Source organism: Sphingomonas sp. LY54 (genome assembly GCF_035594035.1).
Lineage (GTDB): Bacteria > Pseudomonadota > Alphaproteobacteria > Sphingomonadales > Sphingomonadaceae > Allosphingosinicella.
On record NZ_CP141588.1, the window covers coordinates 2,278,491 to 2,296,530 of the forward strand.

Sequence of the window (18,040 nt, forward strand, 5' to 3'; positions counted from 1 at the left end):
CAGGCATGGCGAACGAAGCGAACACCTATGATGTGGTCATCGTCGGGGCAGGATTTGCTGGCCTCTACGCGCTCTACAAGTTCCGGTCGCTGGGTTACCGCTGCCGAGTGCTCGAAGCCGGCAGCGGCGTTGGGGGAGTTTGGTACTGGAATCGTTATCCGGGCGCGCGGTGCGACGTAGAGAGCGTCGATTACAGCTATGGCTTTTCCGAAGAGCTCCAGCAGGAGTGGACCTGGACGGAGCGTTACGCGAGTCAGCCCGAAATTCGAGCCTATCTGGACCATGTTGCAGATCGCTTCGATCTACGCCCGGACATCCAGCTCAACACGTTCGTAAAGGCGGCTCGGATCGATTCGCAGTCGAACAAGTGGCGCATCAGCACTGGGCAGGGACAGGAGCTCTCCGCGACCTACTGCATCATGGCGACCGGACCGCTCTCCGTCCCGATCAAGCCCGACATTCCCGGGCTCGAGCAGTTCGAGGGACCGACCTATTACACCAGCTCCTGGCCAGAGAAGGGCGTCGACTTCAACGGGCTTTCAGTGGGGCTCGTTGGCACGGGGTCGTCGGGCGTGCAGGCGACGCCAGTGATAGCCGAGTCAGCCGCGCAATTGACCGTATTTCAACGCACCCCGAACTATAGCGTGCCGGCCCGAAACGAACCGCTAAACCCCGCCAAAATGGCTGACGTCAAAGCGCGCTATCCGGAGCTCCGTGCCATCTGCCGCCGGTCGGGTTTCGGGAACAGTGCCTGGTCGGCTGAGCAGACCGCCGGCCGCCGAGCGTTGGAAATGTCGCCCGAACATCGCGATCGCATATTTGAGGAGCAATGGGCGCTTGGTGGCCCCGGCTTCCTGACTGTCTTTCCGGATCTCATGACCAACCCGCAGGTTAACGAGACGGCCGGTGAGTTCGTCCGCCGGAAGATACGGGAGGCGGTGGAAGATCCCGCGGTCGCGGACGCGCTAACGCCTCCTGACGACCAACTGATCGGCTGCAAGCGTATCTGCGTCGATACCGATTATTTCGTGACCTTCAACCGACCCAATGTCTCGCTCGTCGACGTGAAGAAGGACAGGATTATCGGGATTGAAGCCAAAGGCCTGCGGACGGAGAATGGCTTCTATCCTCTCGATGCACTGGTTCTCGCAACCGGCTTTGACGCGCTGACAGGAGCACTCGTTCGCATCGATATCAGAGGTGTCGAGGGCATGTCGCTGCGGGAGAAGTGGGAACACGGACCGCTTAATTATCTTGGCATGGCCGTGAGCGGCTTCCCCAATCTGTTCATTATCAATGGCCCGGGAAGTCCGTCCGTGACGGCCAACCTCGTGCTTACCTCCGAACTGCAGGTGGACTGGCTCGCCGAGCTGATCACGGATGCGGAGAAGGGCGGGGCTACTCAGATTAGCGTCGAGAACGACGCCGAAGATGAATGGGTCAAGCTCGTCAACGACATTGCCCAGCAAACGATTTTCACGGCTGGCTGCAATAGCTGGTTCGTTGGTGCCAATGTGCCTGGGAAACCACGGCTGTTCACCGCGTTCGCCGGTGGGATCCCTGCATATATTGCGGCGATCGAAGATGCGAAGACGGCCGGCTACCGGGGCTTCAGCTTCGAGAGGGTGAATGAACTGGAGCGCGCATAGAAGGTTTGGCAGCTGGTGATAAATCTTGAGGGCAAGGTCGCACTCGTGACGGGGGCAGCCTCGCCGAGCGGCCTCGGGTTTGGGATTGCGCGCCGGCTGGCGCAACAAGGCGCTGCGATATTCATCACGGATGTCGATGGCCGGGTTCGCGATCGGGCGAGCGAGCTTGAGCGCGCCGGACATCGAGCAATGGCGGACCTCCACGACGTCCGGAAGTCCGGAGAATGGTCGGCTATCATCGAAACCGTGGTGGCAGGCCTCGGCCACCTCGACATCCTCGTCAATAACGCAGGCATCGCGATTGCTAAGCCAGTGCCGCAGCAGAGTGATGAGGAGTGGTGCCGCCAGATCGACATCAATCTGAGCGGAACGTATTACGGGTGTGTAGCGGCGGTAGAGCAGATGCGACAACAGGGAGGAGGCGGCTCGATCGTCAACATATCCTCCATCTCAGGGCTTGTCGGCTCGCACTCCACCACCGGGTACGCGGCGAGCAAGGGCGGCATCCGTATGCTGACCAAGTCGCTGGCGCTGGAAGGGGCTGTGGAGGGGATTCGCGTGAACAGCGTCCATCCAGGCATGATTTGGAGCGAGATCCACGAGCGCGCGCAGGCCGAAACGCCCGACACCTATGCCGCGTTGATGGCAAACGCGATCCCCATGGGACGGATGGGCACTCCCGACGACGTCGCCGCGATGGTTGCCTTCCTTGCTTCGGACGATGCTAGCTACATCACCGGCGCTGAATTCATCGTCGACGGCGGATTTACCGCCCGCTGAACCTGGAGCCGATCAATGCCTAGCCTCGAACATGAAATGACGGTCGCGGCGCTGGCCCAAGCCGGGATGGGCTCCAAAGCCTTTGCCGAGCAGCGCGCCTTTTACGATGCTGCACTGGGGGCCATCGCACTTCCGGCCAATGTTCCAATTGAAACGGTGGAAATCGCTGGACGTGAGGCCGATCTTGTTTTGGCGCCGGGCGCCCGCAGCGACCGCGTTGTTCTCCACCTGCATGGTGGCGGCTACGTTCTCGGATCGAACCGGATGTACCGCGAGTTCAGCACACGGTTGAGCCTGGCAACCGGGCTTAAACTCCTCGTGCCCGACTATCGCCTCGCGCCGGAGAACCAGTTCCCGGCTGCGTTGGACGATGCGGAAGCTGCGTATCGCTGGCTCCTGCAACAAGGCCACCTTCCGCGTGAGATTGCGATATCGGGGGACTCTGCGGGAGGTGGGCTTGCGCTGGCGCTCGCGATGAGGCTGCGCGACAGCAATGTGGCGCTACCGGCTGCGATGGTGCTGATGTCGCCTTGGACGGACCTCTCTTTATCTGGGCCGGCGAGTCAGCCGGGCGCGGTTGATGATCCCGTGATGGACCGATCGAACCTGATTGCCATGGCGCGAGCTTATGCGGGTGAGGCTATTGACCACCCTTCGGTCTCCCCTTCGCGAGGATCCGTCGCCGGGCTACCACCGATCTTGATCTTCGTGGGCACCCGCGAGTTGTTGTTTGACGATGCACGAGATCTCGCCGCGAGCCTGGCCGCCGCGGGTGTCGAGCATCGGTTGATTGAGGGCAAGGATCTGATCCATTGCTGGCCAGTCATGGCGGCTAACGCCCCGGAATCCCATTCCGCTTTATCCCAAGTCCACGATTTTCTCGCGGCTGCTCTCTCTTCCGAATAGCGCGCGCTTGACTCTTGTAGTGCAATCTGAAGTTATAGCGCACTATAAAAACAAAAAAGCGGAGAGTTGGATGATGAAAGGTCGCGGGAATGCGGCGGGTGCTGCATGTTTGGGAGCCCCTGCTATGATGGTTGGGACGGTCGGACGGCTTGCCTACCTTGGGCGTTTCGGGACTCATGACGTTCGGGTCATGGGTGCGGCTACCATCTACGTGTCGGTCGACAAGGCGTTCACACTGCGCATCGCGGGCACCGAGCGACAGGCGATCAGCGCGTATGTGCCCGCATATGAGCCACATCAGGTTATCAGCGATGACAGATTCGGGGCCCAGCTTGTTATCGAGCCCGAAACGTTCAACGATCCCGTCTTTCCGGACGGACTCCTGACCATTTCGCAGCAGAGGCGCGTCGCCGAGCAGATACTGGCAGGCTTTAGCGACGGGGCCGAACAATTAGAAGATTGTGCCGCCTTCGACCGCCTATTCTTTGGGCGGGAGCTGGCTAGCCGTAAGCTAGACGCGCGGGTGCGAGACGTGGCCGGGCAGATCAGCGCGAGCCCCTCGGAGAAGCATTCCGCCGATTATCATTCGCAAGCCATCGGGCTGTCCGTTTCCCGTTTCTCGCATCTATTCCGAGCGGAAGCTGGAACCACGTTCCGCCGGTACTGCGCTTGGAAGCGGGCGCGGGGAGTCATGCCACTAGCCAAGAACGTCGAAAGCTTGGTCGAGACGGCGCTGTCGGCCGGTTATGCGGATTCCACCCATTTTTGCCATTCGATCCGCCATTTTTTTGGAATTAGACCGCGTGACCTGGTCGAAATCATGGCGCCTGAAGACTTCCGCGTGGCACTTGCAGGCTTGGCAGCTGGCAACGCGTACCCCTCGTGAGGCGGATCTGTGAGTGAGGTAGGACTCGGCGAGGTTAGCGAGCGGCGACCGAATGCGCCGCGCAGCCGGCAGGGCCAGCTTCGGCGTCAGGCGATACTCGACGCCGCGGAGACGCTCATCCGTGGAGCGAATTCAACTGACTTCACCATGCTGAAGCTTGCCGAATGTTCAGGGGTGAGCCCAGCAACGCCTTACAACATCTTCGGCGGTAAGAGCTCCATCCTCTACGCGCTCTTGACACGCTCTCTCGACAGAATCTTCTTAGGGTTCGACGAAGCGACAGCGCTGATGGAGCCACACGAAGTCGTTGTTTTCGCCGGCAAGGCGGCAGCCGATTTCTTCATCGCCGACCCGAACTACTATCGTCCGCTTTACCTCTACCTCATTGGAGTCCCGGACCCCCTGTATCGCCCCGCCTACATGAACCGTGCCCTGAACTATTGGCGTAACGCGCTGCTACCGCTTCAAAGAGGCGGATATCTGGGAGATGATCGTGCACGCGATGCGCTCGCACGTGGGCTGATGATACAGTTTATCGGCTCGATCGACATGTGGGCACAGGGGGAGCTCAATCATGAGCACTTTCGGGCTCACATACGATACGGGCTCACGGCGTTGCTGGTTCACGTCACACGCGACGATTGGGGATCGCTCCTGAACAATGAGCGTCGCGAAGCGCTTGAGGCGATGCCACTCAAAATGGACTTTGGAGGTCAGCCCTCCTGACGGGCGTCGTAATGACGGGCATAGGCGGCGCGAAGGCCTGTCTTGATGAGTTTCCCAGTATTTGTCTGCGGAAGTTCCGGGACGAAAACGACATCGTCTGGGACCCACCAGCGAGCTACTTTGCCCTGGAAATGATCCAGAACCTGCTGGCGGTCTAGGGGCAGGTCCGACTGCGCGACGACTAGAAGAAGGGGGCGCTCGTCCCACTTCGGGTGTGGGACTGGAATGGCTGCCGCCCGAGTGATGCCGGGCAGTTCCATTGCAATCTGCTCGAGCTTCGCCGAGCTGATCCATTCGCCTCCCGATTTAATGATATCCTTCGCGCGATCGACAATTTCCATGAAGCCGAGTTGGTCGATTGTGGCAATGTCGCCGGTATCCAGCCAGCCATTGTCGAGCGCGGCTTCACTCTGTCCGAAGTACGCTTCGACCACCCAGTGCCCGCGGACCATGAGCGTGCCGCTGGTCACGCCGTCCCGAGGAACTTCCTTCCCTTGGTCGTCAACCACCTTCATCTCGATCCCACAGATACCCCGGCCTTGTTTGCGCTGGTTGGCAAGCCGCTGTTCGATCGGCCAGTCTGCCATGTCAGGCTTCTCGCGATTAATCGCGCCGATGGGGCTGGTCTCCGTCATTCCCCAGCCGTGGATGACCGGGATCCCGAATTCACTGTAGAATTGGTGGACGATCGGAAACGGGCAGGCGGCACCGCCTGCCTGCAGTCGTTCGACCGTCGGGATTGCTTCTCCAGTGTCCTGCAAGTGTCGGAGCAGCGCTGCCCATATTGTGGGCACGCCGACCGCGAAGGTGACCTTCTCCTGTTGGATCAGCCGTGTCACTGAGGGGCCGTCAAGAAGCGAGAGCTGCGAAAAGACCAGTTTCGCGCCGACCATTGGGCAAGTGTAGGGGAAGGCCCAGCAATTGGCATGAAACATTGGCACCAGCGGCAGTACGACATCTGCCGCACCGAGATTGAAAGCATCCTTCGAGTTCGCCGCATAAGCGTGAAGCACAGTTGACCGATGAGTGTAGAGCACACCCTTCGGATTTCCGGCAGTGCCGGACGTATAGCAAAGCGAGGATGGAAGCCGCTCGTCGAAGTCGGGCCACTCGTACTCTGAATTCCCCTCGGCAAGGAAGGTTTCGTAGTCGTGGAGACGTATGCGTCCGGGGAAGCGCGTGGATTGCGGCAACCCGCCAACCACGACAATGTCCGTGACGGAACCGATCTGCGTTCCGATTTCCTCAACCAGGGGCAAAAAGTCCCTGTCCACGAACAACACCCGGTCGTCGGCATCGCCAATGATGTAGACGAGTTGCTGAAGGAACAGGCGAGGATTGATCGTGTGGCAAATTGCACCCATGCAGCTCACGCCATAATAGAGTTCGAAGTGCCATTGGCTGTTGGTCATCAGAGTCGCGATTCGATCGCCCATTCGAATGCCGAGCCGGACGAGGCTACACGAGAGCTGCCGTGCCCTTCGCTCAATGTCTTGATAGTTGGAGCGGACGAGCCCCTGGGCCGTCATCGTGACCACTTCACGGTTCGCGTGCTCTCGCGACGCGAATTGGATCAGCTGCTTTATAAGAAGCGGGTGCTCCTGCATTGAGCGGGGCATAGATGTCGTTCTCCTCGACTCCGTTCTATTTCCGGCGCCCTGAGGATTCTTGTCTTGGGCGGCTACCGGGCAGCCGCCATCAATGCGAGAGCAAACCGGTTGGAAGCCTCGCCGATTGCCTGGGACATGGAGGTGCTGGGTCCGGGCGGGAGCTTACGTCGCGACGGCCCGAGCAGTAGCGTCTGCTAGCCCTGACGACTACACCCCGCACAGAGAGTTTACCGCGCCAACCGAGTCCAAGTCGTCGCACGCTGTTGAAAGGCGGTGAACGAAAAGGCGGGTCGTGCAAACAGGCTGCATTTTGGGCATCGCGTCAGATGGAATAAGTGTCATCGTCCACCATGCCAGTGCCGTCAGCATCTGTGCGCGATACATTACAAAAGCATCGTCAAACTCAAGACGCGGTCCGCCAGCTTCTGCCAAAAGATCTAAGTAGACCGTAAGATAGGCTCGTTCGTTGCTGCGCCTGGTGTCGGGTCGCAGTGCCGTACCGAGAAGATAGGCGAGGTCACGTGCCCAATGACCCCGACCGCTTGCCTGCCAATCGCCAATCCCCATCGCTCCGTCCCGTCGCCGATACCAGTTCTTGAGATGGACGTCGCCATGCGTGAATGTTTCTGGCTGCCCTTCCTGCCAAGCGACCGCTCGTTCTGTCGCTTCCCACACCCGATCACCCATTGCGAAAAGGGCCGGCGGCACCACTTCCTCCGCTGCGTGAAGCCCACGGCGAGAACAGGCCCCTATGCCGTGCAGTTTGTTGAGGTCGTGAAATCGCCTGTGGAAGGGGATGATGTCGGCCAAATCTGCATGAAACCGCGGACTTTCATAAAATCGTGCGTGCATCGTCGCGAGCAGCCTTAGCTGGCTGCGCACTTCGCGATGGCCGACAACCGTCTCCTCGGAGCAGAATTCCACGTCGCCTGTGAGGTCGCGCATAACGATGATTGAGGCCCAGGATTCAGGATCATAGGCCGCGAAAAGCGCTGATGGGCAGTCGATCGGCAGCTCGCCTCGGAGCCGGTTGAAAAAGGTAACCTCGCTGAAGGCTGCAGAGGAAGACAACAAGATCCGATTAGGAAGATCGAAGGTCGCTTTACAGAAGACACTTGGCGGCAGCCCGTCCGACTCGGCTGCTGTGTTGTACTCCAACAAGAGTCTTCGGCGATTTGTTGTGCCGTTATAGACATTGTCGAAGGAAAATCGTGTTACCGCAGCACCTTGAACATTCCTGCAAAGGATTTCAGTCAGCCATTGCGGGGTGATCGCATCGTAGAATGGGGGAACTTCCCGGCAGTGGATGACGGTCCGTCCCGCAGCGAGGTCGCGCCGGTAGGCGCTTGTGATCTGCTCGGTTAGGTTAATTTCGTCCATCCGCCAGCCCCTTGAGCACCACGCCTGCTGTCCAGCACCTGAAAATCCCTCGAGAAGCCAAGGGCCCCCGCCGTCTGCTGGAATTTATCAATGCGGCAGTGTCGATGCCGCCTTCAGCTACTTAAAGCTTTAAGTCGCTCGGTGGCGCTCTGCTTGGTCAGAATGAAGCGGCTGTAACCCTCTTCGACTGCCTGCTCACACTCTTCTCGATAGCCAGCATAGCCACCGAGATATATCATCATCCGATGGGGCTTTCCCGGGATATTGTCGCCTTGGTACCAGCTCTTCACCTTAGTAAATAGCGTCTGATCCGCGAGTTCGGCAACGATCCTTGACCAGCGTTTCTCTTCGTCAACGGTGGGCTCAATGCTCTCAAGGCCGTTCTGCTCAAGAAAATCGAAGCACCGCTCAATCCAGTCGGCTTGGTATTCGGCGATCTGGATGGGAGCCCAGAACCCGCTTGGGCTGCCTGGGCCATTCATGAATAGCAGGTTTGGAAATCCATGGCACATGAGGCCAGCATAGGTTTCGACACCGCCCGCCCAGTGCTCCTTGATCGTCTCCCCGCCGCGCCCGCGGATGTCGATGTTCTCGATAGCGCCGGTTAGGGCGTCGAAGCCGGTTGCAAAGACGATCACATCGCAGGGAATAAACTTTTCACCCACGACAATCCCATCCGGCGTCGCCCGCTGGATGGGCTCCTCGTTGACATCTATTAAAGTCACATTGTCTTGATTGAATGTCTCGTAGTAGTCGGTCTCGGTTGCCAGCCGACGCGCAAGGATTGGAAAGCCTTTTGGAACGAGCTTTTCTGCAGTTTCCGGATCCTTGACTCGCTCGCGGATCTTGTTTCTCACATACTCGGCCAAGGTCTCGTTGGCTGCAGGATCAACCAGCAGGTCCTTGAACGCGGTGTAGAAGCTCAAGCCACCGGCTGCCCAGCGCTCGTCATAGACGGACTGCCGCTCCTCGTCGCTCACATCCATGGCGTTCTTGGTCGGGTTTGGCGAGTCCATGAAAGTCAGCGGGAGAAACCCAGCTAATGTCTGAAGCTGCTTCTCACGTATTTCCTTGTACTGCGACTTGATAGCGCGATCGAAGTCAGGATCGGTCGGCCGATTTCGCACTGGGATGCAAAAAGAAGGGGTTCTTTGCAGGACCGTCAGATGAGAGGCGACTTTGCCAATTTCCTGAATGCACTGCACGCCAGTCGAGCCGGTGCCGATTACAACCACCCGTCTGCCGCTGAGGTCGACGTCCTCTGGCCACTGAGAGGTGAACAGCTGCATGCCCTCATAGTTCTCAAGACCGTCAATGGGCACCGCTTTAGGAATATACAGCAAGCCGGTAGCCAAGATGCAGAACTTAGCTCGTATTTTCTCACCTGCTGTCGTTGTGAGGGTCCATCGCTGGGCTTGCTCGTCATAGATGGTCGAGGCAATAGGGCTGTTAAACTGGATATGTGGCCGCAGATTAAAACGATCCGCTACGTGATTGGCATATCGAAGCAACTCGGGTTGAGCCGAATATCGCTCGGACCACTTCCATTCCTGCTGCAGTTCCTCCGAGAAAGAATACGAATATTCCAAGCTCTCGATGTCCACCCGCGCACCGGGATACCGGTTCCAGTACCAGGTGCCGCCGACACCACTCCCGGCTTCGAACAGCTTCACGTTCCGCTCGCTGTTTAACGCACGATAGAGCATGTGGAGTCCGGCGAACCCAGCGCCGACAATGGCCACGTCAAGTTCCGTAGTGTTGGCTGAGGCAAGCGTGCTCGTCATTTCTCTAGTTCCTGCTTTGAGCCGAACGATGCGATTTGAAGTGCGCGAATTAAGTGAGCTCGACGCGGCGATCGCGCCGGCGTTGGTTGCCGCGCTTGGGCGTAAGTGCTCGGCGGCGCCCGGCACCCCCATTCAGAGCAGTCCTGGTACATCACGAGTTTGAAGTAGAGTATCGGTCGATGGGCATCTTGTTCCCACATGCTGTGTGCCTCGGCGCGTCTGTCATCATGATGAGGACGCGAGCATCGGCTGAGCCTGCGTCGGATAGCGACGACGATCCCACCTGTGGTTTTCAGCCTGAGCAGAGGTCCAGAAGGTCGTGATCGCCGCTAGATCGGTGCGGAGGTCATTGTAGATCGTGGGGCCCTGTCAAACGCCGATCTCTCACTGGAGGCGTGGCGTAGCGCCTATATGCAAGAACTCGCTCGGGAAGCTTGTTAGGCCCGTTCCAGCGGCGTTTCGCTAAGGTCATGTGGGACGGTGCAGCCGCCAGCGCACAACGAACTTAGCGGGCGCGCGCGAGATCCAGGGACGGATGAACAATGGCGGATGTCTTCATCTACGATCACGTACGAACTCCGCGCGGTCGGGGGCGACCAGACGGTGCCCTTCACGAAATTCCGGCGGTTCAGCTAGCGACGCAGGTGCTCGAGGCGATCCGCGATCGAAACAGCCTCGACACCGCGCTTCTCGACGACGTTGTCATCGGCTGTGCACAACCCGTGGCCGAGCAAGGGGGGGGGTTGGCGCGAGCCGCTGTCGTGAACTCCGGCTATGCGAAATCCGTCGCGGGGCAGCAGATCCACCGCTTCTGCGCCTCCGGGCTGGAGGCGGTCAACAATGTCGCGGGCCAGATCGCCTCCGGCATGGCGCAGGCAGGCATCGGGGGCGGCGTGGAGTCGATGAGCCGCGTCCAAATGGGCTATGACAGCGGTGCCTGGGCCGCCGACCCGCGGGTCGCCTTCCACAATTATTTTGCGCCGCAGGGTATTGGCGCCGAGCTCATTGCGACGCTGGACGGCTATTCACGGAAGGATGTCGACAGTTACGCCGCGGAGAGCCAGCGCCGTGCGGCCGAGGCCTGGAGCGAGGGGCGCTTCGGCAAGTCGCTGGTTCCCGTGAGGGACGTGCTCGGAGAGGTCGTCCTCGACCGCGACGAGCACATGCGCCCGGAAACGACGGTCGAGAGCTTGGGCTCGCTAAAGCTGGCCTTTCCCGCATTAGGCGCTCTTGGGTTCGATCGGGTGGCGCGCGAGCGCTATCCGGAGATTGAAGAACTTTCCTACGTTCACACCGGCGGCAACAGTTCGGGGATCGTCGACGGCTCCGGTGCCGTCCTGCTCGGGAGTGCGGAGTTCGGCAAGGCCGCGAGTCTGAAACCCCGCGCCCGGGTCCGTGCCTGGGCCTCGATCGGCTCCGATCCGACGATCATGCTGACCGCTCCTGCCGATGTCGCGCGGAAGGCGCTGAAGAACGCCGGCATTGCCAAGGACGAAATCGATCTGTGGGAGCTCAATGAAGCGTTTGCTTCGGTGGTGCTGCGCTTCATGCGCGACCTCGATCTCGATCATGACAGCGTGAACGTCAATGGCGGCGCAATCGCCATGGGCCATCCGCTCGGCGCCACGGGGGCGATGATTCTCGGCACCGTCCTGGACGAACTCGAGCGCCGCGATCTCAATACCGCCATGACGCTGCTGTGCGCCGGTAACGGCCTGGGCACTGCGACGATCATCGAGCGCGTCTGACGAGCCTCTACAAAAGCGAGAAGCACATCATGCGTCATATCAAGTTGCAAAAGGGCGCCGACGGGATCGCCGTCCTCACCCTCGACAACGCCGACGAGTCGATGAACATCGTAACCGACTCCTGGCTCGCGGAAATGAGCGAGGCGATTGCCGAGGTGAAAGCCGACGACGCCGTCAAGGGCCTCGTCATCACCTCGGGCAAGACGGCATTCATGGCAGGCGCCGACCTGAAACTCCTCGTCGACGGCTACGGCAAGCTCAGCCGGCGCGAAGCCTATGCGTTCAGCCAGAGGGCGAGTGCGATGCACCGGGCGCTCGAAACGATGGGCAAACCCGTGGCGGCTGCCATCAACGGACTTTGCCTCGGCGGCGGCTTCGAGTTGGCGCTCGCCTGCCATTTTCGTGTGCTCGTGGAGCATCCCAAGGCGGTCGTCGGCCTGCCGGAGGTCAACGTCGGTCTGCTGCCCGGATCGGGCGGCACGCAGCGCCTGCCCCGCATCGCAGGCGTGAAGGCGGCGCTTGACCTGCTTCTGTCGGGGCGCCTGGTAAAACCCGCGGAAGCCCTGAAGCTTAAGGTCATCGATGCCATCGTAACGACGGACGAGCTGATCACAAAGGCCAAGGCGCTCATCCTTTCGGCTGAGGGCGCCGAGCAGGTCTGGGATCGAAAAGGCTTCGTACTGCCCGAGAGTCGCGGAATGGTGCTTCCCGAGGCGGCAGCCACGTTCACGATGGCGACGGCCGGCGTGGCGGGCAAGTCCGGCTACAACCTGCCGGCTCCGGTCGCGATCCTCTCCTGTGTGTTCGAAGGCGTGCAGCTTCCCTTCGATCGGGCGCTCTCCGTCGAGAGCAAATACTTCGCCACGCTCCTAACGGATCCGGTCGCGCGGAACATCATCCGGACGAGCTTCATTTCGAAGCAGGGGGCGGAGAAGGGCGCGCGTCGGCCGGAAGGTTTCGACAAGAAAGAAGTGCGCAAGGTCGGAATCCTCGGTGCGGGCATGATGGGTGCAGGTATCGCGCTCGTCGCGGCGCAGGCCGGCATCGAAGTTGTTCTGATCGACCGCGATGTCGCAGCGGCCGAGAGGGGCAAGGACTATGCTGTCAAGGTGCTCGGCAAGGCGGTGGAGAAGGGAAGGTCGACGCAAGCGTCTGCCGATGCGGTGCTGGCGCGAATCCGGCCGACAGATGATTATGGCCAACTTTCGGGCGCCGAGCTCATCATCGAGGCGGTGTTCGAAGATATCGGTATCAAAGCCGACGTGACCAGGAAGGCCGAAGCGGTGGTTCCGCCGACCGGGATCTTCGCCACCAACACGTCCACCTTGCCGATCACGGGGCTCGCTGAAGCCTCCGTGCGTCCCGGTCAGTTCATAGGCTTGCACTTCTTCTCGCCCGTCGAGCGGATGCAGCTGGTTGAGGTTATCCTGGGGAAGGCGACGGCGCCCGAGACGCTGGCGCGAAGCCTCGACTTCGTCGCGCAGATCAGGAAAACGCCGATCGTCGTCAACGACAGCCGCGGCTTCTACACCAGCCGGGTTTTCCAGATGCTCATCCACGAGGGCGCCGCGATGCTGGCGGATGGCATCAAGCCGGCACTCATCGAGAATGCCGCCAGGTCAGCGGGCCTCCCAGTTGGGCCGCTCGCGCTCCTCGACGAGGTAACGATCGACCTGCCGCTGAAGATCGTTCAGCAGGCGATCGAGCAGGAAGGCTCCAGCTTTGTGCCGCCTGCGGGAACACCGGTCATGCAGAGGATGCAGGCACTCGGGCGCAGCAGCCGCAAATCCGGAGGCGCATTCTACGATTATCCGGAAGGCGGCAAGAAGCAGCTCTGGAAGGGCCTCTCGGAGGTCTTCCCCCCGTCAGCCAGTCAGCCCGACCTCGAGGAGCTGAAGAAGCGCTTTCTGTACGCGCAAGCCATGGAAACGGCGCGGTGTCTGGAAGAGGGCGTGCTCGAGACTCCGCAGGACGCCGATCTTGGCGCCGTCTACGGCTGGGGCTTCCCGCTGTGGACTGGCGGTACGATCAGCTACATCGACACGGTCGGGATCGAGAGATTTGTCGCGGAGGCTGACATGCTCGCCCAGCGATACGGGGCGCGCTTTCTGCCTTCGCCGTGGCTTCGTGAGAAGGCTGCGAGAGGCGAGGGCTTCTATGCTGACACCGTCGCGGCAAAGATTTTGGAGCCGGCATGCGCCGCCTGATTTTCGAGCCGGAGCACGAGCAGTTCCGGGACAGCGTGCGCGGCTTCATGGAAGCCGAGGTTGCGCCGCATGGCGAGCGCTTTCGCGAGCAGGGGGCCGTCGACCGGGAGCTCTACGTGAAGGCGGGGGCGCAGGGTCTGCTCTGCACCTGGGCCGACCCGATATATGGCGGCGCCGGAGTCGATGATTTTCGCTTCGAGCAGATCATCATCGAAGAAAATATGCGGCACGGAGACATCGGGTTTTACATCAACCTGCACAGCGATCTGGTCGCTCCGTACATAGCCAAGCTCGGAAACGATCAGCAGAAGCAACGCTGGATGCCTGGCATCGTCAGCGGGGAAACGATTCTCGCCATTGCGATGACCGAGCCGTCGGCGGGGTCCGACCTTGCCGGCATGAAAACCCGAGCTGAGGACAAGGGCGACTATTGGCTCCTGAATGGAGCCAAGACCTATATCTCGAACGGCATTCTCTCCGACCTGATTATCGTCGCTGCGCGTACCGACCCGTCGTCCAAGCATGGCCTTGGGTTGTTCGTCGTTGAGCGGGGGATGGACGGCTTTGAACGCGGCCGCAAGTTGGCGAAGATGGGCCTGAAGTCGCAGGATACGGCCGAGCTTTTCTTCAGCGATGTACGCGTCCCAAAAGCGAATGTGCTAGGCGACCCTGCATCGGGCTTCAAATATCTGGCACGCTTCCTTGCGCAGGAACGGCTGGTCGCGGCGATCGGCTTCGTAGCGACAGCCCAAACCGCTTTCGACCTGACGCTCGAATATGTGAAGGAGCGCCGCGCATTCGGAAAGCCAATTGGTGCCTTCCAGAACACGCGCTTCAAGATGGCGTCCATGCGCGCCGAGCTCGACATGGCCCAGACTTTCGTCGACCAGTGCGTGCTACTCCTCAACGACGGCGATCTGAGCCCGGAGGACGCATCTACCGCGAAGCTGCTGACTTCCGAAATTGAGGGTCGGGTAATGGACGAGTGCGTCCAACTCCACGGTGGGGCTGGCTATATGGACGAGTACCGCATCAGCCGCATGTACACCGACGCGCGCATTAGCCGCATCTTCGCGGGCACGTCGGAAATCATGAAGGAGATCATCGGCCGCAGCCTAGGGCTCGACGAACGCAAGATGCACTAGGGTCGCGTGAAAGGAACATCGACATGCGGTTTGATGGGCGGGTTGTGATCGTTACTGGGGCGGGGCAGGGCCTTGGCCGCGCACACGCGCTCGAATTCGGCCGGCGCGGCGCACGCGTGATAGTCAACGATCTTGGCGGCGGGCTGAGAGGCGAGGGGGCCGATGCGTCGCTGGCGCAACGTGTGGCAGACGAGATCGTCGAAGGCGGCGGCGAAGCGGCGGCCAGCAGCGACAGCGTCGAACAGGGCCCGCGGATCGTGGAGGCGGCGCTCGACCACTTCGGACGGATCGATGTGGTGATCAACAACGCCGGAATTCTGCGCGACGCAAGCTTCGCCAAGATGACCGATGAGGATTGGGACCTGGTCTATCGCGTCCACCTCGAAGGCTCGTACCGGGTGACTCGTGCCACGTGGCCTCACATGCGTAAGCAGCAGTTCGGCCGTGTACTTATGACCACGTCGGCAGCGGGGCTCTACGGCAATTTCGGACAGGCGAATTACGCGGCCGCGAAGCTTGGCCTGGTTGGCCTCGCCCAGACGCTCGCGGTGGAAGGCCGCGAGCGCAACATTCATGTGAACGCGATCGCACCGACGGCGGGTTCGCGCATCACCGCAACAGTGTTCCCGGAACCACTGCTCGATGCGCTGAAGCCCGAATTGGTGACGCCGCTCGCCGTGCGCCTTTGCCACGAGGATGCCCAGGAGACGGGGCAGGTGTTCGAGGTCGGGGGTGGCTGGGTCACGCGGCTACGCTGGCAGCAGTCGGCCGGCGCGTTCTTTGACAAGGGCGCCCCGCTCACCGCTGAATCCCTCAACGCGCGCTGGGACGAAGTCCAGTCGTTCGATCACGTGCTGTACCCTGAACGCATCAACGATACCTTTGCAGTCCTCGGTCACAAGATCGGGCTGCACATCGCGCTCTAGCGAGCAATTTTCTCGGCTCGCCGATGTGCGCGAGCTGCCAAGCTCAGCGTCTCGGTGCAAGACGGCCAAAGGGCTATTCGGTCTAGCTGCAGCCGTGGCGAAGCCTTCTCTGCGAAGACGGCCACTATTTGGGAGAACCGCGGATGAGGATGCTGGATGGCAAAGTCGTTGTCGTCACCGGGGGATCGAGCGGGATAGGGCGAGCAATAGCTCTGGCGGCAGCACGGCACGGCGCGGCAGCCGTTGTAGTCGGCGACATTCGAGAGACACCGCGGGAGGGCGGTCAGCCGATCGTTGAAGAGCTACGGCAGCACGGGGCTACAGCGCATTATTGCGAGACTGACGTCTCCCGGCCGGAGAGCGTTGCCGGCCTGATGGCGGTGGCGGCGGAACTGGGCGGCGTAGACCTGATGGCATGCAACGCTGGTATCTTAATTGACGCGGATGGCGCGGACGTCACCATAGAAGGTTACCGGCGGGTCATGAGCATTAATGCCGACGGGGTCTTGTATTCCGCTCAGGCCGCTGCGGCTCAGATGAAAGACAAGCAGAAGTCCGGAAGCATTGTGCTGACGTCCAGTATCGGCGGGATGCGTGGATTTGGGCGCGCCGTCGCCTATTCGTCAAGCAAGGGCGCTGTCCGAATGATGGCTGCTTCCCTTGCGGATGCCCTTGGTCCAGACGGCATTCGAGTTAATGCCGTCTGCCCCGGCTTCGTCGCCACGCAAATGATGGCACTCGGACCGGTTGGAGATGACAGCGCCAACTCTGTCTTTGGGCAGAACACTCCGTTGCGGCGATTGGGCAAGCCCGCCGAGATCGGCGAGGCGGTTTGCTGGCTCGGCTCAGATCTAGCGTCTTTTGTGACGGGAGTTTCCTTGCCGGTCGACGGTGGTTTGTCCTCAGTCATTTACTGACTATCCGCATCTTGCGGCACGCCGGTATCATCAAGATGCTAGTTTAAAGCTGGGGCAGTGAACTCCTGTTCCTGCCTGCCCTGCGAAGTGGGTGGGTCTAGGCTCGGTTAGTGGCGTGCACGCAAGGGGCGATCCCCTAACCTCAAGTGGCGGGATGCGCGGCTGTGCAGCCTTATTGTGAAGGGCACCGCAGGAAGCCCATCGTTGTGCGTTATCGCGACGCCTTGCACCCAGGAAATCTGAACCGGGCAGTGCCTGACGGAGGTGGTGAGCATCTGCGCCAGCTGCTCGAAAAAACCGAAAGGGCAGCTTTCCGCATCGGCGATGCACAAGCGGGACGGCCGCGTTCGGCCAAGTCGAGCCGAAAGTCGGCCGAGCGTGGCGCCAGAGACGGTTATTCTGACCGTCCCTCTCTGTTGATCACGATTGCGTGGTCCGTCAGCCGAACACGAGTTCTGCAAAGGCCAAATCCTGCTCCCGCAACCAACAATACAGAACTCCCTCGGAACCCACCGGCTCCGGGGGAGTTTTCGTTTGCGGCCAAGGCCATCAGCGTCGTGATCGAAGCCACGACCTCCGCCTCTGGGCCCGCACCATCCCCAGGATAGATCGTCACGCTCTCGATGAGGGAGGCCAGCGTCGACGCCGCCTGCTGACGTACGACGTCGTCATTGAGCGCCGTTCGCAGGTCGGCCGGCCGAGACGCTCCGGGTCGAGGGGCGGTCCGGCGCCACCATCAGCTGGTCGTGCGCACGCCTGCGACCGACATCCTCATCGCAACTGGACGACGCCCGAACACCACGGGGATCGGCCTTGAGGAGGCCGGTGTCGCGCTAGATGACAGGGGCTATATTGCCGTGAACGAGCGGCTGGAGACCAGCGCGCCCGGCGTCTGGGCGATCGGGGAATGCGCCGGCAGTCCGCAGTTCACGCACGTGTCTCTCGACGATTTTCGGGTCATTCGCGACAATCTGGCCGGAGGAGATCGCACCACACGCAACCGGCTCGTTCCTTATTGCATGTTCATCGATCCACCTCTCGCACGCGTCGGGTTGAGCGAGGGCGAGGCCGAACGCAGAGGCATTCCGGTGCGGGTCGCCAAACTGCCGATAACCGCCGTGCTCAGGACGCGGACGACGGGCGACGATCAGGGATTCATGAAGACGGTCGTCCGCATGGATGACGATCGCATTCTCGGGTTCACAATGGTCGGGCACGAGGCAGGCGAGGTTATGGCCGCCGTGCAAACGGCGATGATGGCAGAATTGCCCTTTACCCGTTTTCGGGATGCGATCATGACCCACCCGACAATGGCAGAAGGTTTGGGCACGCTCTATTCGCAGGTGCCTGCACGCACGCACTAGCATGCGCCTCCC

14 protein-coding genes are annotated in these 18,040 nt (G+C 60.8%); 11 read left to right on the top strand and 3 right to left on the bottom strand.

From position 1 onward, the window contains the following. Positions 1 to 5 precede the first annotated feature (5 nt). The 5 genes from SH591_RS11440 to SH591_RS11460 all read left to right on the top strand — a co-directional run bounded on the left by SH591_RS11440 (position 6) and on the right by SH591_RS11460 (position 4,947). Entirely contained in the window at positions 6 to 1,649 is a 1,644-nt protein-coding gene (locus SH591_RS11440) for a flavin-containing monooxygenase (protein ID WP_324749216.1), read from the top strand. A gap of 15 nt (positions 1,650 to 1,664) precedes the next feature. Beyond that, complete coding sequence (locus SH591_RS11445; RefSeq protein ID WP_324749217.1) at positions 1,665 to 2,429, top strand: SDR family NAD(P)-dependent oxidoreductase; 765 nt, start codon at positions 1,665 to 1,667, stop codon at positions 2,427 to 2,429. A 15-nt stretch (positions 2,430 to 2,444) separates the two neighbouring features. Continuing rightward, a complete protein-coding gene (locus tag SH591_RS11450) occupies positions 2,445 to 3,335 on the top strand; it encodes an alpha/beta hydrolase (RefSeq protein WP_322832257.1) in 891 nt (296 codons plus the stop codon). 124 nt (positions 3,336 to 3,459) lie between these two features. Continuing rightward, a complete protein-coding gene (locus SH591_RS11455; RefSeq protein ID WP_324749218.1) occupies positions 3,460 to 4,221 on the top strand; it encodes a helix-turn-helix transcriptional regulator in 762 nt (253 codons plus the stop codon). Positions 4,222 to 4,368: 147 nt separating this feature from the next. Next, positions 4,369 to 4,947 (top strand): TetR/AcrR family transcriptional regulator, encoded by a 579-nt coding sequence (locus tag SH591_RS11460; protein ID WP_322832255.1) that lies wholly within the window; start codon positions 4,369 to 4,371, stop codon positions 4,945 to 4,947. On the opposite strand, the gene SH591_RS11465 is transcribed toward SH591_RS11460, so the two are convergent. The 3 genes from SH591_RS11465 to SH591_RS11475 all read right to left on the bottom strand — a co-directional run bounded on the left by SH591_RS11465 (position 4,935) and on the right by SH591_RS11475 (position 9,853). Continuing rightward, positions 4,935 to 6,566, bottom strand: coding sequence for a long-chain fatty acid--CoA ligase (locus tag SH591_RS11465; protein ID WP_324749219.1), 1,632 nt, complete (start codon positions 6,564 to 6,566; stop codon positions 4,935 to 4,937). The genes SH591_RS11460 and SH591_RS11465 overlap by 13 nt on opposite strands. A gap of 198 nt (positions 6,567 to 6,764) precedes the next feature. Further along, positions 6,765 to 7,937: an aminoglycoside phosphotransferase family protein gene (locus tag SH591_RS11470; RefSeq protein ID WP_324749220.1), complete on the bottom strand. Its 1,173-nt coding sequence runs from the start codon at positions 7,935 to 7,937 to the stop codon at positions 6,765 to 6,767. 113 nt (positions 7,938 to 8,050) lie between these two features. Beyond that, entirely contained in the window at positions 8,051 to 9,853 is a 1,803-nt protein-coding gene (locus SH591_RS11475; protein WP_324749221.1) for a flavin-containing monooxygenase, read from the bottom strand. Between the two features lie 410 nt (positions 9,854 to 10,263). On the opposite strand from SH591_RS11475, the gene SH591_RS11480 reads away from it, so the two are divergent. The 6 genes from SH591_RS11480 (at position 10,264) to SH591_RS11505 (ending at position 18,028) form a co-directional block, all read left to right on the top strand. Beyond that, positions 10,264 to 11,469, top strand: a complete 1,206-nt coding sequence (locus SH591_RS11480; protein ID WP_324749222.1) for an acetyl-CoA C-acetyltransferase — start codon at positions 10,264 to 10,266, stop codon at positions 11,467 to 11,469. Between the two features lie 29 nt (positions 11,470 to 11,498). Continuing rightward, positions 11,499 to 13,676, top strand: coding sequence for a 3-hydroxyacyl-CoA dehydrogenase NAD-binding domain-containing protein (locus SH591_RS11485; protein ID WP_324749223.1), 2,178 nt, complete (start codon positions 11,499 to 11,501; stop codon positions 13,674 to 13,676). Further along, the gene (locus SH591_RS11490) at positions 13,664 to 14,821 is read left to right on the top strand and encodes an acyl-CoA dehydrogenase family protein (protein WP_322832249.1); all 1,158 of its coding nucleotides are present in this window, start codon (positions 13,664 to 13,666) and stop codon (positions 14,819 to 14,821) included. Before SH591_RS11485 ends, SH591_RS11490 begins: the two co-directional genes overlap by 13 nt. 23 nt (positions 14,822 to 14,844) lie before the next feature. Continuing rightward, positions 14,845 to 15,747, top strand: coding sequence for an SDR family oxidoreductase (locus tag SH591_RS11495; protein WP_324749224.1), 903 nt, complete (start codon positions 14,845 to 14,847; stop codon positions 15,745 to 15,747). A 143-nt stretch (positions 15,748 to 15,890) separates the two neighbouring features. Continuing rightward, the gene (locus SH591_RS11500) at positions 15,891 to 16,664 is read left to right on the top strand and encodes an SDR family NAD(P)-dependent oxidoreductase (protein WP_324749225.1); all 774 of its coding nucleotides are present in this window, start codon (positions 15,891 to 15,893) and stop codon (positions 16,662 to 16,664) included. Positions 16,665 to 17,410: 746 nt separating this feature from the next. Beyond that, positions 17,411 to 18,028 (top strand): FAD-dependent oxidoreductase, encoded by a 618-nt coding sequence (locus tag SH591_RS11505; protein WP_324749226.1) that lies wholly within the window; start codon positions 17,411 to 17,413, stop codon positions 18,026 to 18,028. Positions 18,029 to 18,040: the final 12 nt, after the last annotated feature.

Bases quoted from the DNA above. Each gene is read 5' to 3' on its own strand.
- SH591_RS11440 (WP_324749216.1), top strand. From the start codon at position 6: ATGGCGAACGAAGCGAACACCTATGATGTGGTCATCGTCGGGGCAGGA.
- SH591_RS11450 (WP_322832257.1), top strand. From the start codon at position 2,445: ATGCCTAGCCTCGAACATGAAATGACGGTCGCGGCGCTGGCCCAAGCC.
- SH591_RS11455 (WP_324749218.1), top strand. From the start codon at position 3,460: ATGATGGTTGGGACGGTCGGACGGCTTGCCTACCTTGGGCGTTTCGGG.
- SH591_RS11460 (WP_322832255.1), top strand. From the start codon at position 4,369: ATGCTGAAGCTTGCCGAATGTTCAGGGGTGAGCCCAGCAACGCCTTAC.
- SH591_RS11465 (WP_324749219.1), bottom strand. From the start codon at position 6,566: ATGCCCCGCTCAATGCAGGAGCACCCGCTTCTTATAAAGCAGCTGATC.
- SH591_RS11470 (WP_324749220.1), bottom strand. From the start codon at position 7,937: ATGGACGAAATTAACCTAACCGAGCAGATCACAAGCGCCTACCGGCGC.
- SH591_RS11475 (WP_324749221.1), bottom strand. From the start codon at position 9,853: ATGGGGGTGCCGGGCGCCGCCGAGCACTTACGCCCAAGCGCGGCAACC.
- SH591_RS11480 (WP_324749222.1), top strand. From the start codon at position 10,264: ATGGCGGATGTCTTCATCTACGATCACGTACGAACTCCGCGCGGTCGG.
- SH591_RS11485 (WP_324749223.1), top strand. From the start codon at position 11,499: ATGCGTCATATCAAGTTGCAAAAGGGCGCCGACGGGATCGCCGTCCTC.
- SH591_RS11490 (WP_322832249.1), top strand. From the start codon at position 13,664: ATGCGCCGCCTGATTTTCGAGCCGGAGCACGAGCAGTTCCGGGACAGC.
- SH591_RS11495 (WP_324749224.1), top strand. From the start codon at position 14,845: ATGCGGTTTGATGGGCGGGTTGTGATCGTTACTGGGGCGGGGCAGGGC.
- SH591_RS11500 (WP_324749225.1), top strand. From the start codon at position 15,891: ATGAGGATGCTGGATGGCAAAGTCGTTGTCGTCACCGGGGGATCGAGC.